Source organism: Haladaptatus salinisoli, assembly GCF_020614375.1.
Taxonomy (GTDB): domain Archaea; phylum Halobacteriota; class Halobacteria; order Halobacteriales; family Haladaptataceae; genus Haladaptatus; species Haladaptatus salinisoli.
Window position 1 is genome coordinate 321553 of the sequence record NZ_CP085330.1, and the last position, 14874, is coordinate 336426.

Here is a 14874-nt window from a genome sequence, read left to right on the forward strand (position 1 = left end):
CGTTCGCCTCGCTACGCCCCGAGTCCCCGCGAACCGACGAACGCCCGAACGCCGATGTACGCCGCGACCGACCCCGCCGCGTAGACGCCGACCATCGCGTGCGTCAGCGGGGTCGGACTGCCGATAGCGAGCTTCGCGACCGTGTTCGCGGGCGATTCCGGGAGCAGGTAGGTCGCGCCGAAGACGAGCAACACCCCCATCGAGAAGAGGAACTGCGCTTGCTTCCGGTCGCGGAACCGCAGGGCGAGCACCGCGCCCATCGAGACCACGCTCGCCGAGAATCCGGCCACGAGTAGCACGATTTCGATGGGGTTGGCGACGGCCGTCCCGCTCAGGGAGAGCAGCGCCAGCCACGCGCCGGCTTGTAAGGGCGCGAGGATTCCCATCGCCAGCATCTTCCCGTCCACGACGTCGGCGCTCGTCAACGGGGTCGCGCGGAGCAGTTCGAGCGTCCCGCGGTCGTACTCCTCGGTGATGGCGTCCACCGCGATGCTCCCGCTCAGGAACACCGGCAGGAAGGCCAGCAGCGGGACGAGCACGGTGTACGTGAAGCCGAAGTAGGGGCTGGCCCCGCTCTCCGGCGGGGGGCGAACGGGGGTTCGTTCGAGCCGCGAATCGAGGCGAGCGCGCTCACGACGCTCGAACTCGCCGAGCAACTCCTTGAGTTGGCTCACCACCACCGTCGTCCCGACGTTCCCGTCCGGCGCGACGGCCCTGACTCTCGCCCGTCCGTCGTCGGTTCGCTCGACGTGGAGGACGGCCTGAATTCGACCGCGGCGGAAGTCGTCCATCGCGGCCCGCTGCGTCCGGTACTCGACCGCCCGCCAGTCGTCGTTCTCCCGAATTACGGGCGCGAGGTCGTCGCCCGCCTCGCCGGTGACGCCGACCTCGACGACGAACCCGTTCGAGACGGAGCCGGGGTCGTACAGCGAGACGAGACCGACGGCGAGGAACGACGAGAACGCGGCGACGAACAGCTGGATGAGTATCGCCAGCACGATGGTCTTCTCGCTCCGGAGCGAGGCGAGTTCCCGCCGAGCGACGACGAGGCGCTTATCCAAGGGCGTTCACCACCGCGAGGTTGTAGGCGGCGTGAACCAGCGTCGCCCAGACGAGCGCGCCGACGTACCACTCCCGGTTTTTGCTCGCGCCGAAGGCGGTGACGGTCGCGGTGACCGCGTGGAGCGCGAGCGGCGCGAACAGCAATCCGACCAGCGCGAGCGGCGACGCCTCCACGCCGAGGCCGGTCGCCACGCCGAACGTCGCGCGTCCGAGTTCGAGGTTCGGCAGGCCGACCAACTGGGCGACGGCGGTCAGCTTCTCGCCGAGGAAGAAGCCGAGTCCGCTGAGCGCGCCCAGGGCGGCCGCCGACCGGACGGAGCGGTCGAATCGTCCGTGGGCGAACCCCGCGTAGACGTGGACGCTCTTTGCGACCTCCTCGATAAACGCGATGGCGACGAGCAGGACGGGAATCGAAACCTCGACGGGCAGCGCGAACAGGAGCGCCACCGCCAGCAGTTCGCCGACGAAGACGAACGGGATGGAGAGGGCGCTCAGCTTCGCGACGCTCCGCCGTCCGGATAGTTGACCGTCCAGCGCGTCGAGCGCCTTCAGCGGTACCGGACGCTGCGTGAACATGTCCTCCTCGCGGTAGACGCCCGCGCCGAGCGCGAACAGCACCCCGGCGGCGAGGTAGAGCGGGAGCGTCGAGAAGGCGTAGTTCGCCAGCGAGACGGGGTCGCCTTGGAGCGCGCGCACCACCAGCGTCAGGGGCGAGATGGACGCGATGGGATGGACGTTGGCGAAGATGGCCGGGACGAACGCGTAGGAGGTGAGGAAGACGGAGAGCGACACCGTCACGAACGTGAGTTCCTTGAACGAGCGGGAGAACATCGCCCCGACGAACGCGCTCCCGAGGAACAACAGCGCGATGGGCACGACCGCCGTAACCGACGTGAGCGCGGCCGCGGCGACTTCGAGCGGTCGGTCGCCGACCGCGGGCGCGAGGACGACGACGCCGATCGCGGTCGCCGAGGCGATGCCGACCATGCCGAGGACGTACGGGAGCGTCTTGCCGGCGATGATGTCGCCGCGCGACGCGGGCGACACCAACAGCAGTTCGCCCCGGTCGTTGACGCGCTCGTCCATGATGCTGCTCGCGTACGCCTGAATCACGAAGTTCATCGGCAGGACGAACGCGAACGCGAGCACCAGCGACTCGAAGGGGAACGGCGGGGTGATGTCGGCGGGCGTGCCCCGGCGCTCGTTGTCGACGAAGATGGACGACCCGGCGCCGACCGACGGGGGCGACGAGTCACCTCCGCCGGGCGCACCGCCCCCGAAGCGAACCTCGCCCTCGCTCGTCGTCCGGGTGACGGTTCGTCGGGGGTCGGACGCGCTCGCGCCAGCAGGGTCGAGCGCGTCCTGTTCGACGTAGCGCAGGGTGACGTTCACCGGAAACGCGGCGGCGCGGTCGGACTCGTCGAGCATCCGGCGGTCGTTGTACCGCTCGACGGACGCCTCGAGTTCGGCGAGGGCGGCCCGGCCTTTCGCCGAATCGTCCCACAGCACCTCGTCCGCCGAACATCCCGGCGTCGCGTCGGTGCAGACGACCACGTCCGCGTTCTCGTCGTTCGGTCGGATTCCGAGTCGCGGGTCCCGGACGTTCGGTTCGACCGCGACGAACGCCGGGTCGGCCGCGACCGGGTCGTAGTACGGACTGTCCTCGGCGACGCCGACGCGGTAGATTCCGTCGTCGGTGGTCACGCCGCGACTGGCGACCGTCGGCGCGAGCGCGGCGACCGACAGGAGGACGACGCCGACGAGGGCGAGCGTCCGCCGGTCCACCTGTCCGGCGTTCTTGGAGACCTCCCAGCGCGCGATTCGGAGCGTCTTGCGGAGCTTCACGGCCGCTCCTCCGCGTCGGGCGCGTCCCTCGACAGGTCGAGGAAGATGTCCTCGAGGCTGGGCGCGTGCGTCCGGATGTCGACGACCTCCCCCCCGGCGGCCGCCGCGAGTTCGCGCGTCTCGTCGACGGCGTCCATGCTCCCCACGACGCGGCGGTAGGTGCCGTTCTCCGCGACCGCGCCGTCGACCGCGACCGAGGTGGAGACGTGGTACTCGGTTCGACCGTGCTCCTCGCGGATGTCCTCGACGCTCCCGCGGGCGACGATGCACCCCTCGTTCATCACGACGAGGCGGTCGCAGATGCTCTCGACGTGGAAGAGGTTGTGCGCGCTGAAGACGACGGTCTTGCCGGACGCGGCGAGGTCCCGCGTGAACCCGATGATGTAGTTCGTCGTGAGGGGGTCGAGGCCGCTCGCCGGTTCGTCGTACACGAGCACCGCAGGGTCGTTAACCAGCGACCGCGCGATGGCGACCTTCCGCCGCATCCCCTTGGACATGTCCCCCAGTCGCCGGTCGCGGTGGTCGAGTTCGAGGCGGTCGAGCGTGCGATCGATGCGCTCGTCGGCGGTCTCGGGCGGAACGTCGTAGAGGTCGGCGAAGAACGAGAGATACGAGAGCGGCGTCATGTCCTCGTACAGCGGCGACTCCTCCGGGAGGAAGCCCAACTTCGTCCGCATCTCGGGATCGCGGGCGTCGTAACCCGCGACGCGGGAGGTTCCGCTCGTCGGTTCGATGAGACCCGAAAGCATCTTCAGCGTCGTCGTCTTCCCGGCCCCGTTCGGCCCGATGACGCCGAACACCTCGCCCTCGGACACCGAGAAGCGACTCCCTTCGACGGCGGTGAAATCGCCGTATTCTTTCCGCAGATTGAACACCTCTATCATAGAGATGTTCGATCTTCGACACCGGGGGGACTTGAGTGTTTGGCAGTCGCGGACCGCCCGCGGGCGGAACGGTATCGTCCTACCGGGCGGGCCTCCGCTGAGAGAACATGGCCGTTTTTCGACTGTTTCGCCCCGAGACGCCGGGATTCATGCTCGCGGGGTGCCTTCGCCGTGACATGGAAGTCGACGGTCAGCGACTCAGGGACGATATCGAGGCGAACGCCGAGTTCGGCGCGCTCGACGGCGAGGGTCACGGGCGGACGGTGCTCACCGGCACGGAGGCGAACCGAAGGGCGCGCGAGTACTTCGTCGAACGGCTCGAAGACGCCGGACTCGACGTTCGGGTGGACGCCGTCGGAAACATCGCGGGCCGGTGGACGCCCGAGAGCGCGAACCCGGACGCCGCCCCCGTCGCGGCGGGGAGCCACCTCGATTCGGTTCCGGAGGGCGGCATCTTCGACGGTCCCCTCGGCGTCTACGGCGCGTTGGAGGCGGTTCGAGCGATGCAGGACGGCGGCGTCGAACCGACTCGCCCGGTCGACGTCGTCTCGTTCACGGAAGAGGAGGGCCAGCGGTTCGCCGACGGCTTGCTCGGCTCGTCGGTCGCGGTGGGGGACCGCTCGGTCGAGGAGGCGCTCGCGCTGACCGACGGGCGGACGACGCTGGAAGACGCGCTCGACGCCGCGGGATTCCGCGGCGAGGGCCGAATCGACGCGGGCGAGTGGGACGCGTGGCTCGAACTCCACGTCGAACAGAGCGAGCGCCTCGAACGCGCCGGCGTCCCGGTCGGCGTCGTCACGACCATCACGGGCATCACGCACTGCGACGCCGAAATCGTCGGCGAGGCGAACCACGCGGGGGCGACCCCGATGCCGGACCGGACCGACGCGCTGGTCGCCGCGAGCGAGTTCGTCCGCGACGTGGAGCGCGCGGCCCGCGACGTCGGCGACACGGCGGTCGGGACGGTCGGGAAACTCGACGTTCGCCCGAACGCGACGAACGTCGTTCCCGGCCGGGTCGAGATGGGCGTCGATATCCGCGACGTGCGCTACGAGGCGATGAACGAGATCGTCTCCCGGGCGCGGGACTCCCTGAGCCGTCTCGAAGCGGAGCGCGGCGTCGAAACGCGGTTCGACCGCGAGTTCGACCTCGAACCGACGGAGATGAGCGACCGCTGCAGGGAGGCGGCGCACGGTGCCGCCGAGGACGCGGGTATCGACGCCGTCGACCTCCACTCCGGCGCGGCCCACGATACGATGCGAATCGCGGACGTGACGGACGCTGCGATGCTGTTCGCGCCCTCGCGCGACGGCGTATCGCACAACCCAGCCGAGTGGACCGACTGGGACGACTGCGCCGCCTCGACGCGCGTGCTCGCCGGCGCGCTCGCCTCGCTAGCGCGCTAATCGCGGTTCCGACTGGTCGCCGGGTCGTACCCCGTTAATTGCCGGAGTTCGTCCTCCGAGAGTCCGTCGCCGCCGACGTTCATCTCGTCGATACCGACCCCGCTGGTGACGACGGCCCGGAACGCTTCTTCGAGGGTGAGGTCGACGTCCAACAGTTGGCGGTCGGGGACGTTGACGACGAACCCGCCCATCACGGGGTTCGGGGCCATCGGGAGGAAAATGGTCGTCATGGCGTCCTCGCCCGCCGATTCCCGAATCCCTTTCGGCGTCTTCGCCGTCACGAAGACGATGGTGTAGCTGTCGGCGGTCGGAAATTCGAGCAGTTTCACGTCCCGAAAGTGGTCGGCGTCGTTCTCTATCATGGCGTCGCCCATCCGCCGGAAACTCCGATAGACGGTGCCGAACCCCGGCACCTGACTGATGACTCGATCGAAGCCGTCGATGGCGCGTTCGCCGAAGGGCGAGTGCGCGATGAATCCGACGACCAGTATCAGCCCGAAGACGGTCGCCGCCGTGACACCCCCCATGACGTATATCGAGGATATCGACACGAACTTGAGCAGCGGTTTGAGCACTTTCGCCACGAAATCGAGCAGGACGACGATGACGTACACCGTGATGAGCAGCGGAACGACGACGGTTACGCCGGTGAGCGCCGCCTCCCGTAACATTTCGAAAACCGATAGGTTCTCAGAATCGTCCATCGTTCATCACACGAGGATACTACATAAAGAGCGTACCGCCTGCACGTGCCAGCATCGCCTTCCGTCGCGGAGTTCGCCGGCAGAGTCTTTCGTGAGTGAACCGTAGTACGTGTATGAGTACCATGGCTGTCGTGCGGCTTCCGGCGGCGGGATTCGCGCTACAGACGACGCTCGAACGGATTCCGGGGGTCGAGTTCGAAGTCGAGCGCGTCGTCGCCCACGAAACGGGGAGCGTGATGCCCTACGTCTGGGCGACGGCCGACCCCGAGTACGCGGAGGACCTCCGCGCGGCGCTCGAAGACGACCCGACGACGGACGGCGTCGAACTCCTCGTGGAGGCGGGCGACGAGTGGCTCTACCGGATGGAGTGGGTCGGGCAGACGCAGTTCGTCGTCCACGTCCTCGTCGACGAGAAGGGAACCATCGTCGGCGCGACCGGGAAGGAGGCCGAGTGGCGACTCCGAATCATGTTCCCCGACCGGGACTCGTTGGGCGAGACGTACGACTTCTGCGAAGTCAACGACATCCCCATCGAGATAGAGCAGATATATCGGATGAGCGAGTCCCCCCGGCGAGGGCAGTACAGCCTCACGGAAGAACAGTACGAGACGCTCGTGGCCGCCTTCGAACGCGGCTACTACGACATCCCGCGGGGGATATCCGGCGACCAACTCTCCGACGAACTCGGCATCTCTCACCAGGCGCTCTCGGAGCGCCTCCGGCGGGCGTACAAGAACCTGATATCGAACGCGCTCGTCGTCGGGGACGACGAGCGCCGGTAGTCGACTTTCCGCGCCGACGGGCGGTCGGACACCGGAAACGTCGGTGTCGTTCGGTGCCGTCCGCCTTCGTCGAACCGCACTCGACCCGGAGTATTAACCCGTCCGCCGACGTGGCCCGACGTATGACGGATATTCTGCCGGACGAGACGAGACGATTCCTGCGCGCCGCGACCTCCGAACCGGACGAGACGCTCCGCGAGATGGAAGAGCGCGGCGAGGACTTCCCCACCGTCGGACGCGAGGTCGGGCAGTTCCTCCGACTGCTCGCGCGCGCCGTGGACGCGAAGCGAATCTTCGAGTTCGGGTCGGGGTTCGGCTACTCCGCCTACTGGTTCGCCGAGGCGCTCCCCGAGGACGGCGAAATCGTGCTCACCGAGTACGACGAGGACGAACTGCGCGAGGCCCGCGAGTACCTCGAACGGGGCGGATTCGCAGACCGCGCCGTCTTCGAGAACGGCGACGCCAACGAGATAATCGACCGCCACGACGGTCCGTTCGACGTGGTGCTCGTCGACCACAACAAGGACGGCTACCCCGAGGCGCTGGCGGCGGTTCGCGACAAGGTCGCGCCCGGAGGCGTCGTCGTCGCCGACAACGCGATGGTCAGCGGCATCCAGGATTTCGACGACATCCTCGCCGCGCTGGAGGGCGACGACCCCGAGATGGACGACGAGACCCGCGGCATCGCGGAGTACCTGCTGACGGTGCGCGACGACCCCGCGTTCGAAACGTCGGTCGTCCCGCTGGGCGAGGGAATCGCCGTGAGCTATCGGAAGTGATCCGCGTCGAAGTCAGAGGCGGTGACGAGACGAGGTCGGAGTGATGGCGCCAGACCTCCGTTCCCGCGTCACGGGTTTCTCGTCACGTTTACACCCTTCGGGGGCTTCCGTAAAATGCTTTGTGGTGTGTTCACATGTGTCGATGGAGGTCAGGCGGGGTGCGACCAACCGCGAACGAGCCACCAGAGCGCCGTTCGGACGCGCCCTTCCGCGGCGAGTTTGACGCCCGCAATCGGGACGAAGACGAGCGCCGCGGCGGCCACGACGCCGAACAGCAACGCTGCCTCGGCGATCTCACGAACTGCCTCTCGAGTGTCTGTGGAGTTCATCGAACGGTCACCTGCGTTCGACGTGAGAGCCACTGCCGTCGGGGATAAGCCTTGTGGACCGCTCGAAGCGAACTTCTATCGTCGTGCCGACCGACGTTCGAACGAATGCCAGAACTGCTCGCGAATCCGTACGAGTCGGTCGACTGGGAGCGAGTGACGCGGCGGAAGGCCCAGTTTCACGCCCACTCGTCCCATCCGTCGACCGAGAAGCACTCCGGGAGCGAACCGCCCGACGAAGTCATCGACGCCTACGCCGAGGCCGGGTACGCGGCGCTCGCCCTGACCGACCACGAGTACACCGTCGAAACGTCGAACTGGCCGTGGGAGCGGTGGGATCGGAACCCCGCCGACTCGGGGATGGTCGGCGTCGAGGGCGTGGAACTCGGCGGCCCGGACGACCAGATCCCCCACGACACGCTGAGCCTGTTCAACGACCTCGCGGATTCGACCGATATGACGGTCGACGACGCGCTCGACGCGATCGCCGAGCGCGGCGGCGCGGCGATATTCGCGCACCCCGGTCGGTACCACGACGCGTCGGACGTCGACTGGTACGCCGAGCGTTTCGAAGCGCACCCGAACCTGCTCGGGTTGGAGGTCGTGAACGCGACGGACCGGTACTCGACGGACCGAGAGGTCTGGGACGCGGTGCAGTCGCGGATCGGCAACCGCCGCGCCGTCTGGGGGTTCGCCAACGACGACTACCACGGGCGGGAGACGGGGTACGGCTTCGACCACGCCTACAACGTGTTGCTCCTCCCGGAGGTTACGGAGGCGGCGGTTCGCGCGGCCGTCGAGGAGGGGCGGTTCTACTGGCAGTTCGTCCCCGAGGGAGGGTCGCCGCCGAGCATCGACGCGATTCGTCACGACCGCGACCGCGGGACGCTGCGGGTGGTCGCGGCCGACTGCGACGCGGAGTGGATAGCCGACGGGGAGGTCGTCGACCGAGGCGACTCGGTCCGCTACCGCGACCTCCCGGACGGGGTCGAGTACGTCCGCGCCCGACTCGTGACTCCGGAGGGGAGCGAGTCGAGCACGCAACCGTTCCTGCTCGGGTGACGGCCGCGTCGCGGTCGGTTCGGCGGCGGTCGTCCCGGCGCGCCGGCCGCATCACAGGTAGGCGCAAGACCTGCTTGTATCGGTGACCCCCGACAGATGCTGCCGACATGCGGGAGTAAAAGCGAGTCGGCGAACACTCAACCTAGCATGACGCAAGTTATCAATCAGCTTAGTCGGTCAACCGCGACTTCGACGGACGGGGGTGACGACGGTGAACGCGGTTGAGCGGTGGAAGCAGGAGAAACACCCGCTGGACGTCATCGAGGACGTGCACGAGTACGCCGACGAGGGGTTGTCGTTCGACGAAATCGAAGCCCGCGCCGGCGACGGCGAGTGGGAGCGCCTGAAGTGGGCCGGCCTGTACAAACACGGCCGGCGACGGGGGTACTTCATGCTCCGCACCAAGGTGCCCGGCGGTCGCCTGACGCCCGAACAGGCCGAGGTCATCGGCGAGGTCGCGGACGACTTCGCCACCGCGCCGGAGGAGTACGGCGGCGAGAACCAGAACTCGGTCTGGGGCGACGCCTTCCTCGACATCACGACCCGACAGGACGTCCAGATGCACTGGATCGAAATCGAGGACGTGCCCGAGATCTGGCGGCGCTACGACGAGGTCGGCCTCACCACCGTTCAGGGCTGCGGCGACGGCGCTCGGAACGTCCTCGGGTGCCCCGCGGCGGGTCTCACCGACCACGAGTGCTTCGACGCGCAGCCGGTCGTCGACGCCGTCTCCGACTTCTTCACCGGCAACCGCGAGTACGCGAACCTGCCGCGGAAGTTCAAGATGACGATAACCGGCTGCCGGGAGGACTGCGCGCAGTCGCAGATAAACGACATCGGGCTGACGCCCGCCCGGAAGCGAATCGACGGCGAGGAGTACTACGGCTTCCACGCGAAGGTCGGCGGCGGCCTCTCGGACGGGCCGCGCATGGCCTCCCCGCTCGACGTGTTCGTCCGCCCGGAGGACGCCGTCGAGTTCTGTCGCGCCGTCGCGCAGGTGTTCAAGGAGTTGGGCGACCGCCACAACCGCGGCGTCTGTCGGATGCGCTACCTCGTCGAGCAGATGGGCGCGGAGAAGTTCGAGGAGGCGGTTCGAGACCGGTGTTCGGTCGACCTGCGCTCGCGCGGCGTCGACCGCTCCGAGGGCTACACCGGCGACCACGTCGGAGTCCGCGACCAGAAGCAGGACGGCCTGCGGTACGTCGGGTTCAACGTCATCGCGGGGCGCATGGGCGGCGACGAGTTCGCCGAGGCGGCGCGGGCGGCCCGGCGGTACGGCACCGACGAGGCGACGCTCCGCCTCGCCACCGACCAGAACTTCCTGATAACGCACGTCCCCGACGACCGCGTGGGGGAACTCGTCGACGAACCGTTCGCGGGCGACTACCAACCGGACCCCGGCCCCTTCTCCCGCGGCGCGGTCGGCTGCACGGGGTCGGAGTTCTGCAACTACGGCATCATCGAGACGAAAAACCGCGTCCGTCGGTGGGCCAAGGAACTGGACGACCGAATCGACGCGCCCGACGACCTCGAAGTGGTGCGGATGCACATGAGCGGTTGCTCGGCGTCGTGCGCGCAGCCCCAGATAGCCGACATCGGCTTCCGCGGCGAGACCGTGAACGTCGAGGACGCCGACGAGACGACGAACGAGGAGGGCGACGCGATAGTTGAAGGGATGGACTTCGGCCTCGGCGGGTCGCTCGGGGCGGACAACGAGTTCGTCGACTGGGTCGAGACCGCGGTTCCCGCGAACGCGGTCATCCCGGCCATCGAGCACCTGTTCGAGGCCTACGTCGACGAGCGCGCGGACGGCGAGCGGTTCTACGAGTGGAACCGCAGAACCGACGACGACCGACTGCGAGCCGTCATGCAGCGCGCCGACGCGCCCGTCTCCAAAGGGGTGGCGCAGGATGACTGAACGCCCGATGCCCGGCGTGCCTAGTTCGTCCTCGGCCGACGGGTGCTGCGAGGACGGCCGGTGTGCCTGCTCCGCGAACGAGGTCGCAACGGACGGCGGCGCGCGGCCCGTCAACGTGGACGACGACGGGAACCTCGGCGACGTCGAGTTCACGGAACCGTCGGTCGGCACCAGTCAGGACGTGGACGGCGGGAATCCGACGGCCCGCCCCGGAGTGCCCGAGGGCGTCGAACTGGAAACGCCCTCCTACTCCATCCGGAGCGAGATGAACGACATCGACACGCCGGACGAAAAGACGTGGTTCATGGAACTGGACGAGGCGGTCATCGAGGAGGACCGCTGCATCCAGTGCGGCACCTGCGTCGCCGCCTGCCCGTCGGACTCCATCGGCATCGGCGACGACGACCTGCCGGAACTGGTGAAGATGTGCACCGGCTGTTCGCTCTGCTGGGACTTCTGTCCCCGCGGCGGCCTGCGCTACGAGCGCCAGTGGAAGATAACCGGCGGCGACGACAACGTCTCGGGCGCGGGCGACCCGATAACGGAGTTCTCCGCGAAGGTCACCGACGACTGGCGCGAGAACGCCCAGGACGGCGGCGTCGTCACGTCGATTCTCTCCCACCTCTTGGAGGCCGGGGAGATCGACGGCGCGCTCATCGCCACGGAGTCCGACGAGGAGGCGTGGAAGGCGGAGAGCTTCCTCGCCACGAACCGCGAGGAGCTGGTCGAGAACGCGGGGAGTTTCTACAACCAGACGATGGCGCTCGGTAACTTAGACCTCTCGCGGTGGGAGCACAAGCTTCCCGACAAGAGCGTCGACGAGTTGAGCCTCGCCGTCGTCGGCACGCCGTGCGAAATCGAGGGCATCCGCGCGCTCCAGGATTTCGACTGGGATTACCAGTCCCAGGACGGCGGCGTGCGCGCCATCGACTACACGATCGCCCTGATGTGCACGAAGAACTTCAACCACGAGCGCCTCATCGGCGAACAGTTGGAGGAAAAACGGGATATCGCGGCCGAGGACATCGGCAAGCTGGACGTGCTCGACGGCGAACTGCGGGTGTACGACCACGACGGCGAACTCGCGTTCTCGGAGTCCATCAAGAACTTCCACGACGCCGCGCTGAAGGGCTGCGACGAGTGCGCCGACTTCACGGGGTACTGCGCGGACCTCACCGTCGGCTCCGTGGGAAGCCCGGACGAGTACTCCAGCGTCATCGTCCGAACCGAGACCGGACTGGAGGCGTGGAACCTCGCCGAACCGGACCTCGAGTACGAGGACCTCTACAACCGGAGCGCCATCGGACGGCTGCAGAGCTGGGACAAGGACAAGGCGTTCTCCTCGCTGGAGCGACCGTTCGACCCGGACGCGCCGCGGTTCATCGAGTACACCGACCACGCCGAGGCGTACGGTACGGAGCGCAATCCCCACGAGGCCGAGCACTGATTTTCGGCGTCCGGTCCCGCCTTTTGGGACCGGTTAGCGCCCGCGATTTCCCGACCCGTTCCGCGGGGCGTCGCCGTTACGAATCCGAATCATATAATTACTGACCGATACCATAAGGAAGGTAATGTTCCGCTTCCCGCGATCCGTCTCGTCGATGGGGTGGGAGCGCGTCGTCGTGGGACTGGGTGCGCTGTACGTCGTGCTCGCCGGGGGACAGGTCGCGCTCGCGACCGCCACGGGCGAATCGCTCGCGGAAGCCCTCATCGATTTCGTCCTCGTGGGCGGTCCCGGCATCATCCTGCTGTACGTCGGGCACCGATTGCCGAAGACCGACCTCCACCCGGAGACGTATCCGCGCATCATCGCGTGGTGTCTCGGCGGGTTCGGGTCGCTTCTCGTCGTCGTCTGCCTGCTCGTCCTCAACCCCAGCGTCACCGTCGACCACCTGCTTTGGACGCTCGCGCTCGCCACGGGAATCGGCGCGGTCGGCGGGTTCGCCATCGGAGCGAACGAATCGCGAGCCGTCACGCAGGCGTACGAGACCGAACGGCGCAACCGAGAACTGACCCGGTACGAGACGCTCATCGAGGAGGCGACGGACGTCAACGCCGTCCTCGACCCGGACGGGACGCTCCGGTATCTGACGCCGTCGGTCGAACACGTCCTCGGATACGCGCCCGACGAACTCGTCGGTCGGAACGCGCTCTCCTACGTGCACCCCGACGACCGCCAGCACGTCCGGGAGCGCTTCGTTCGAACGATCGACGAACCGAACCGACGGACGACGGCCGAGTTTCGATTCGAACGCGACGACGGTTCGTGGGTCGTGCTCGAAGCCCGGAACCGCAACCTGCTGGACGACCCCCTCATCGGGGGCGTCGTCGCGTACACGCGGGAGGTCACCGACCGTAAGCGGTTGGAGGACAACCTGACGGCGTTGAACTCGCTGACCCGGGAGTTGATGGAGGTCGAAACCGCCGAAGAAGTGAGCGACCGCGTCATCGAGACGGCGGAGACGACTCTCGATTTGCCCTGCGCGGCGATAGGACTCCGCGACGAACGGGGTGAGGCCGTTCGAACCGTCGTCGAGACCGAGGCCGCGTCCGAGGTTCTGCGCGCCGACTCGCTGCTTCGGGACGAAGACGGCGTCGTCCGGAAGGCCGTCGAGAAGGGAATCCCGCGGCGGGTGACCGACGTCCCCGGCGCTGCGGACGGTTCGACCGCACCGACGGTCACCGAAGTGGCCGTCTTTCCGCTGGGCTCTCACGGCGCGTTCGTCACCGCCTCCGCGGCGACCGGCGGGCTGAGTCCTCCCGCGTTCGACTTCGCCGAGACGGTCGCCGCCAACACCGAGGCCGCGCTCGACCGGGCCGAGCGCGAAGGGGAACTCCAGCGCCAGAACGACCGCTTGGAGAGCTTCGCGAGCATGTTGGCCCACGAACTTCGAAATCCGCTCTCCATCGCGAAGGGGTACCTCGCGTTCGTCACGGAGGGTGACGAGGCCGCCGCGGACGAGGTCGCGACCGCCCTCGACCGAATCGAGGAGATGATAAACGTCCTGCTCGTCACCGCGCGCGGGGCCGATTTGACCGTCGAGCGCGAAACCGTGGCGCTCTCCGCCGTCGCCGCGGACGCGTGGACGAAACGCGCCGCGTCCGCGGCGACCCTCCTCGTCGAAACCGAGCGCGAGGTCGAGGCCGACCCGGTTCACCTCCGACACCTGCTCGAGAACCTGTTCCGAAACGCGGCCGAACACGGCGGCGAGGAGGTGACGGTTCGCGTCGGCGACCTCCCGACCGGCTTCTACGTCGAGGACGACGGCGGGGGAATTCCCGAGACGGCGCGGCGGTCGGTCTTCGACGCGGGCTACACCACGGAGACGGGCGGAATCGGACTCGGTCTCACGTTCGTCGCGCGACTGGTCGACGCGTACGACTGGAACTGCACCGTCGCCGAGAGCGAGTCCGGCGGCGCGCGGTTCGAGTTCACGGCCGTCGACTCGCCCGGCCGGCGGAACGACGAGTGAACGAACCGACGGTCGGTCGCACCCCCGCCCTCGAACTGAACGAACCGCGGCGTTTAACCGGTTTCCGCGCGACTATGGACGCCGTGTTCTCCCGAATCCTCATTCCGACGGACGGCACGCCGAGTTCGGACTGCGCCGTCGAAAACGGCCTCGGCATCGCGGCCGAGTACGGAGCGACCGCACACGCGCTGTACGTCGTCGAGACGAGTTCGTCGATGGGTCACGTCGATTTCGTCGTCGAGCGCCAGGAAGCGACGGGCGAGGACGCGGTCGAAGCGGTCGAGCGACGGGCGGAGGCGTTCGGCGTCGCCGTCGTCAAGGCCTTCCGCTACGGGGTCCCGCACGAGCAGATTCTCGATTACGCCGACGACTACGATATCGACCTCGTCGTGATGGGCACGCACGGACGGTCGGGTCTCGGCCGGTTCGTGAAGGCGGGCAGCGTCGCCGAACGCGTCGTCCGCGCGGCCGACGTCCCCGTGATGGTCGCGAGGCGAGACGCCTGTCGGCTCCCGATCTAACGTTCCCCGCGCTTCGCGGACTGCGGAACCCGCGCGCCGGTTCGACGGGGTGGACGGAAATCGACGCCGTTCGAACGTCCGGGGAGAGGTTGGCCCTCCGTAGCGAGGTACG

General features: G+C 67.9%; 13 protein-coding genes. 8 read left to right on the forward strand and 5 right to left on the reverse strand.

The window, feature by feature from the left end; genetic code table 11:
• Window positions 1-11 precede the first annotated feature (11 nt).
• Genes LIX00_RS22140 through LIX00_RS22150 form a run of 3 tightly spaced genes read right to left on the reverse strand, consistent with a single transcriptional unit; the run spans window position 12 to window position 3791 of the window.
• Window positions 12-1061: an ABC transporter permease gene (locus tag LIX00_RS22140; protein ID WP_227356691.1), complete on the reverse strand. Its 1050-nt coding sequence runs from the start codon at window positions 1059-1061 to the stop codon at window positions 12-14.
• A complete protein-coding gene (locus tag LIX00_RS22145; protein ID WP_227356692.1) occupies window positions 1054-2907 on the reverse strand; it encodes an ABC transporter permease subunit in 1854 nt (617 codons plus the stop codon). The genes LIX00_RS22140 and LIX00_RS22145 overlap by 8 nt, the downstream gene beginning before the upstream one ends.
• Window positions 2904-3791, reverse strand: coding sequence for an ABC transporter ATP-binding protein (locus LIX00_RS22150; RefSeq protein ID WP_227356693.1), 888 nt, complete (start codon window positions 3789-3791; stop codon window positions 2904-2906). Before LIX00_RS22150 ends, LIX00_RS22145 begins: the two co-directional genes overlap by 4 nt.
• A 176-nt stretch (window positions 3792-3967) precedes the next feature.
• Between LIX00_RS22150 and LIX00_RS22155 the strand changes: the two genes are divergently transcribed.
• Entirely contained in the window at window positions 3968-5197 is a 1230-nt protein-coding gene (locus LIX00_RS22155; protein ID WP_227357173.1) for a Zn-dependent hydrolase, read from the forward strand.
• Here the strand turns inward: LIX00_RS22155 and LIX00_RS22160 are convergent.
• The gene (locus LIX00_RS22160) at window positions 5194-5901 is read right to left on the reverse strand and encodes a DUF502 domain-containing protein (RefSeq protein WP_227356694.1); all 708 of its coding nucleotides are present in this window, start codon (window positions 5899-5901) and stop codon (window positions 5194-5196) included. The genes LIX00_RS22155 and LIX00_RS22160 overlap by 4 nt on opposite strands.
• A 113-nt stretch (window positions 5902-6014) precedes the next feature.
• Here LIX00_RS22160 and LIX00_RS22165 point away from each other — a divergent pair, with 113 nt between their 5' ends.
• On the forward strand, window positions 6015-6683 hold the full coding sequence (locus tag LIX00_RS22165; protein ID WP_227356695.1) for a helix-turn-helix domain-containing protein: 669 nt from the start codon (window positions 6015-6017) through the stop codon (window positions 6681-6683).
• Between the two features lie 122 nt (window positions 6684-6805).
• Complete coding sequence (locus LIX00_RS22170) at window positions 6806-7462, forward strand: O-methyltransferase (RefSeq protein ID WP_227356696.1); 657 nt, start codon at window positions 6806-6808, stop codon at window positions 7460-7462.
• A 149-nt stretch (window positions 7463-7611) separates the two neighbouring features.
• On the opposite strand, the gene LIX00_RS22175 is transcribed toward LIX00_RS22170, so the two are convergent.
• Window positions 7612-7791 (reverse strand): hypothetical protein, encoded by a 180-nt coding sequence (locus tag LIX00_RS22175; RefSeq protein WP_227356697.1) that lies wholly within the window; start codon window positions 7789-7791, stop codon window positions 7612-7614.
• Between the two features lie 105 nt (window positions 7792-7896).
• Here LIX00_RS22175 and LIX00_RS22180 point away from each other — a divergent pair, with 105 nt between their 5' ends.
• From LIX00_RS22180 to LIX00_RS22200, 5 genes are all read left to right on the forward strand, one after another.
• Entirely contained in the window at window positions 7897-8850 is a 954-nt protein-coding gene (locus tag LIX00_RS22180) for a PHP domain-containing protein (RefSeq protein ID WP_227356698.1), read from the forward strand.
• Between the two features lie 211 nt (window positions 8851-9061).
• A complete protein-coding gene (locus tag LIX00_RS22185) occupies window positions 9062-10768 on the forward strand; it encodes a nitrite/sulfite reductase (protein ID WP_227357174.1) in 1707 nt (568 codons plus the stop codon).
• Entirely contained in the window at window positions 10761-12215 is a 1455-nt protein-coding gene (locus LIX00_RS22190) for a Coenzyme F420 hydrogenase/dehydrogenase, beta subunit C-terminal domain (protein WP_227356699.1), read from the forward strand. Before LIX00_RS22185 ends, LIX00_RS22190 begins: the two co-directional genes overlap by 8 nt.
• Before the next feature lie 124 nt (window positions 12216-12339).
• Window positions 12340-14241, forward strand: coding sequence for a PAS domain S-box protein (locus LIX00_RS22195; RefSeq protein ID WP_227356700.1), 1902 nt, complete (start codon window positions 12340-12342; stop codon window positions 14239-14241).
• Window positions 14238-14762, forward strand: a complete 525-nt coding sequence (locus LIX00_RS22200; protein WP_368410778.1) for a universal stress protein — start codon at window positions 14238-14240, stop codon at window positions 14760-14762. The genes LIX00_RS22195 and LIX00_RS22200 overlap by 4 nt, the downstream gene beginning before the upstream one ends.
• The last annotated feature ends 112 nt before the right edge of the window (window positions 14763-14874 follow it).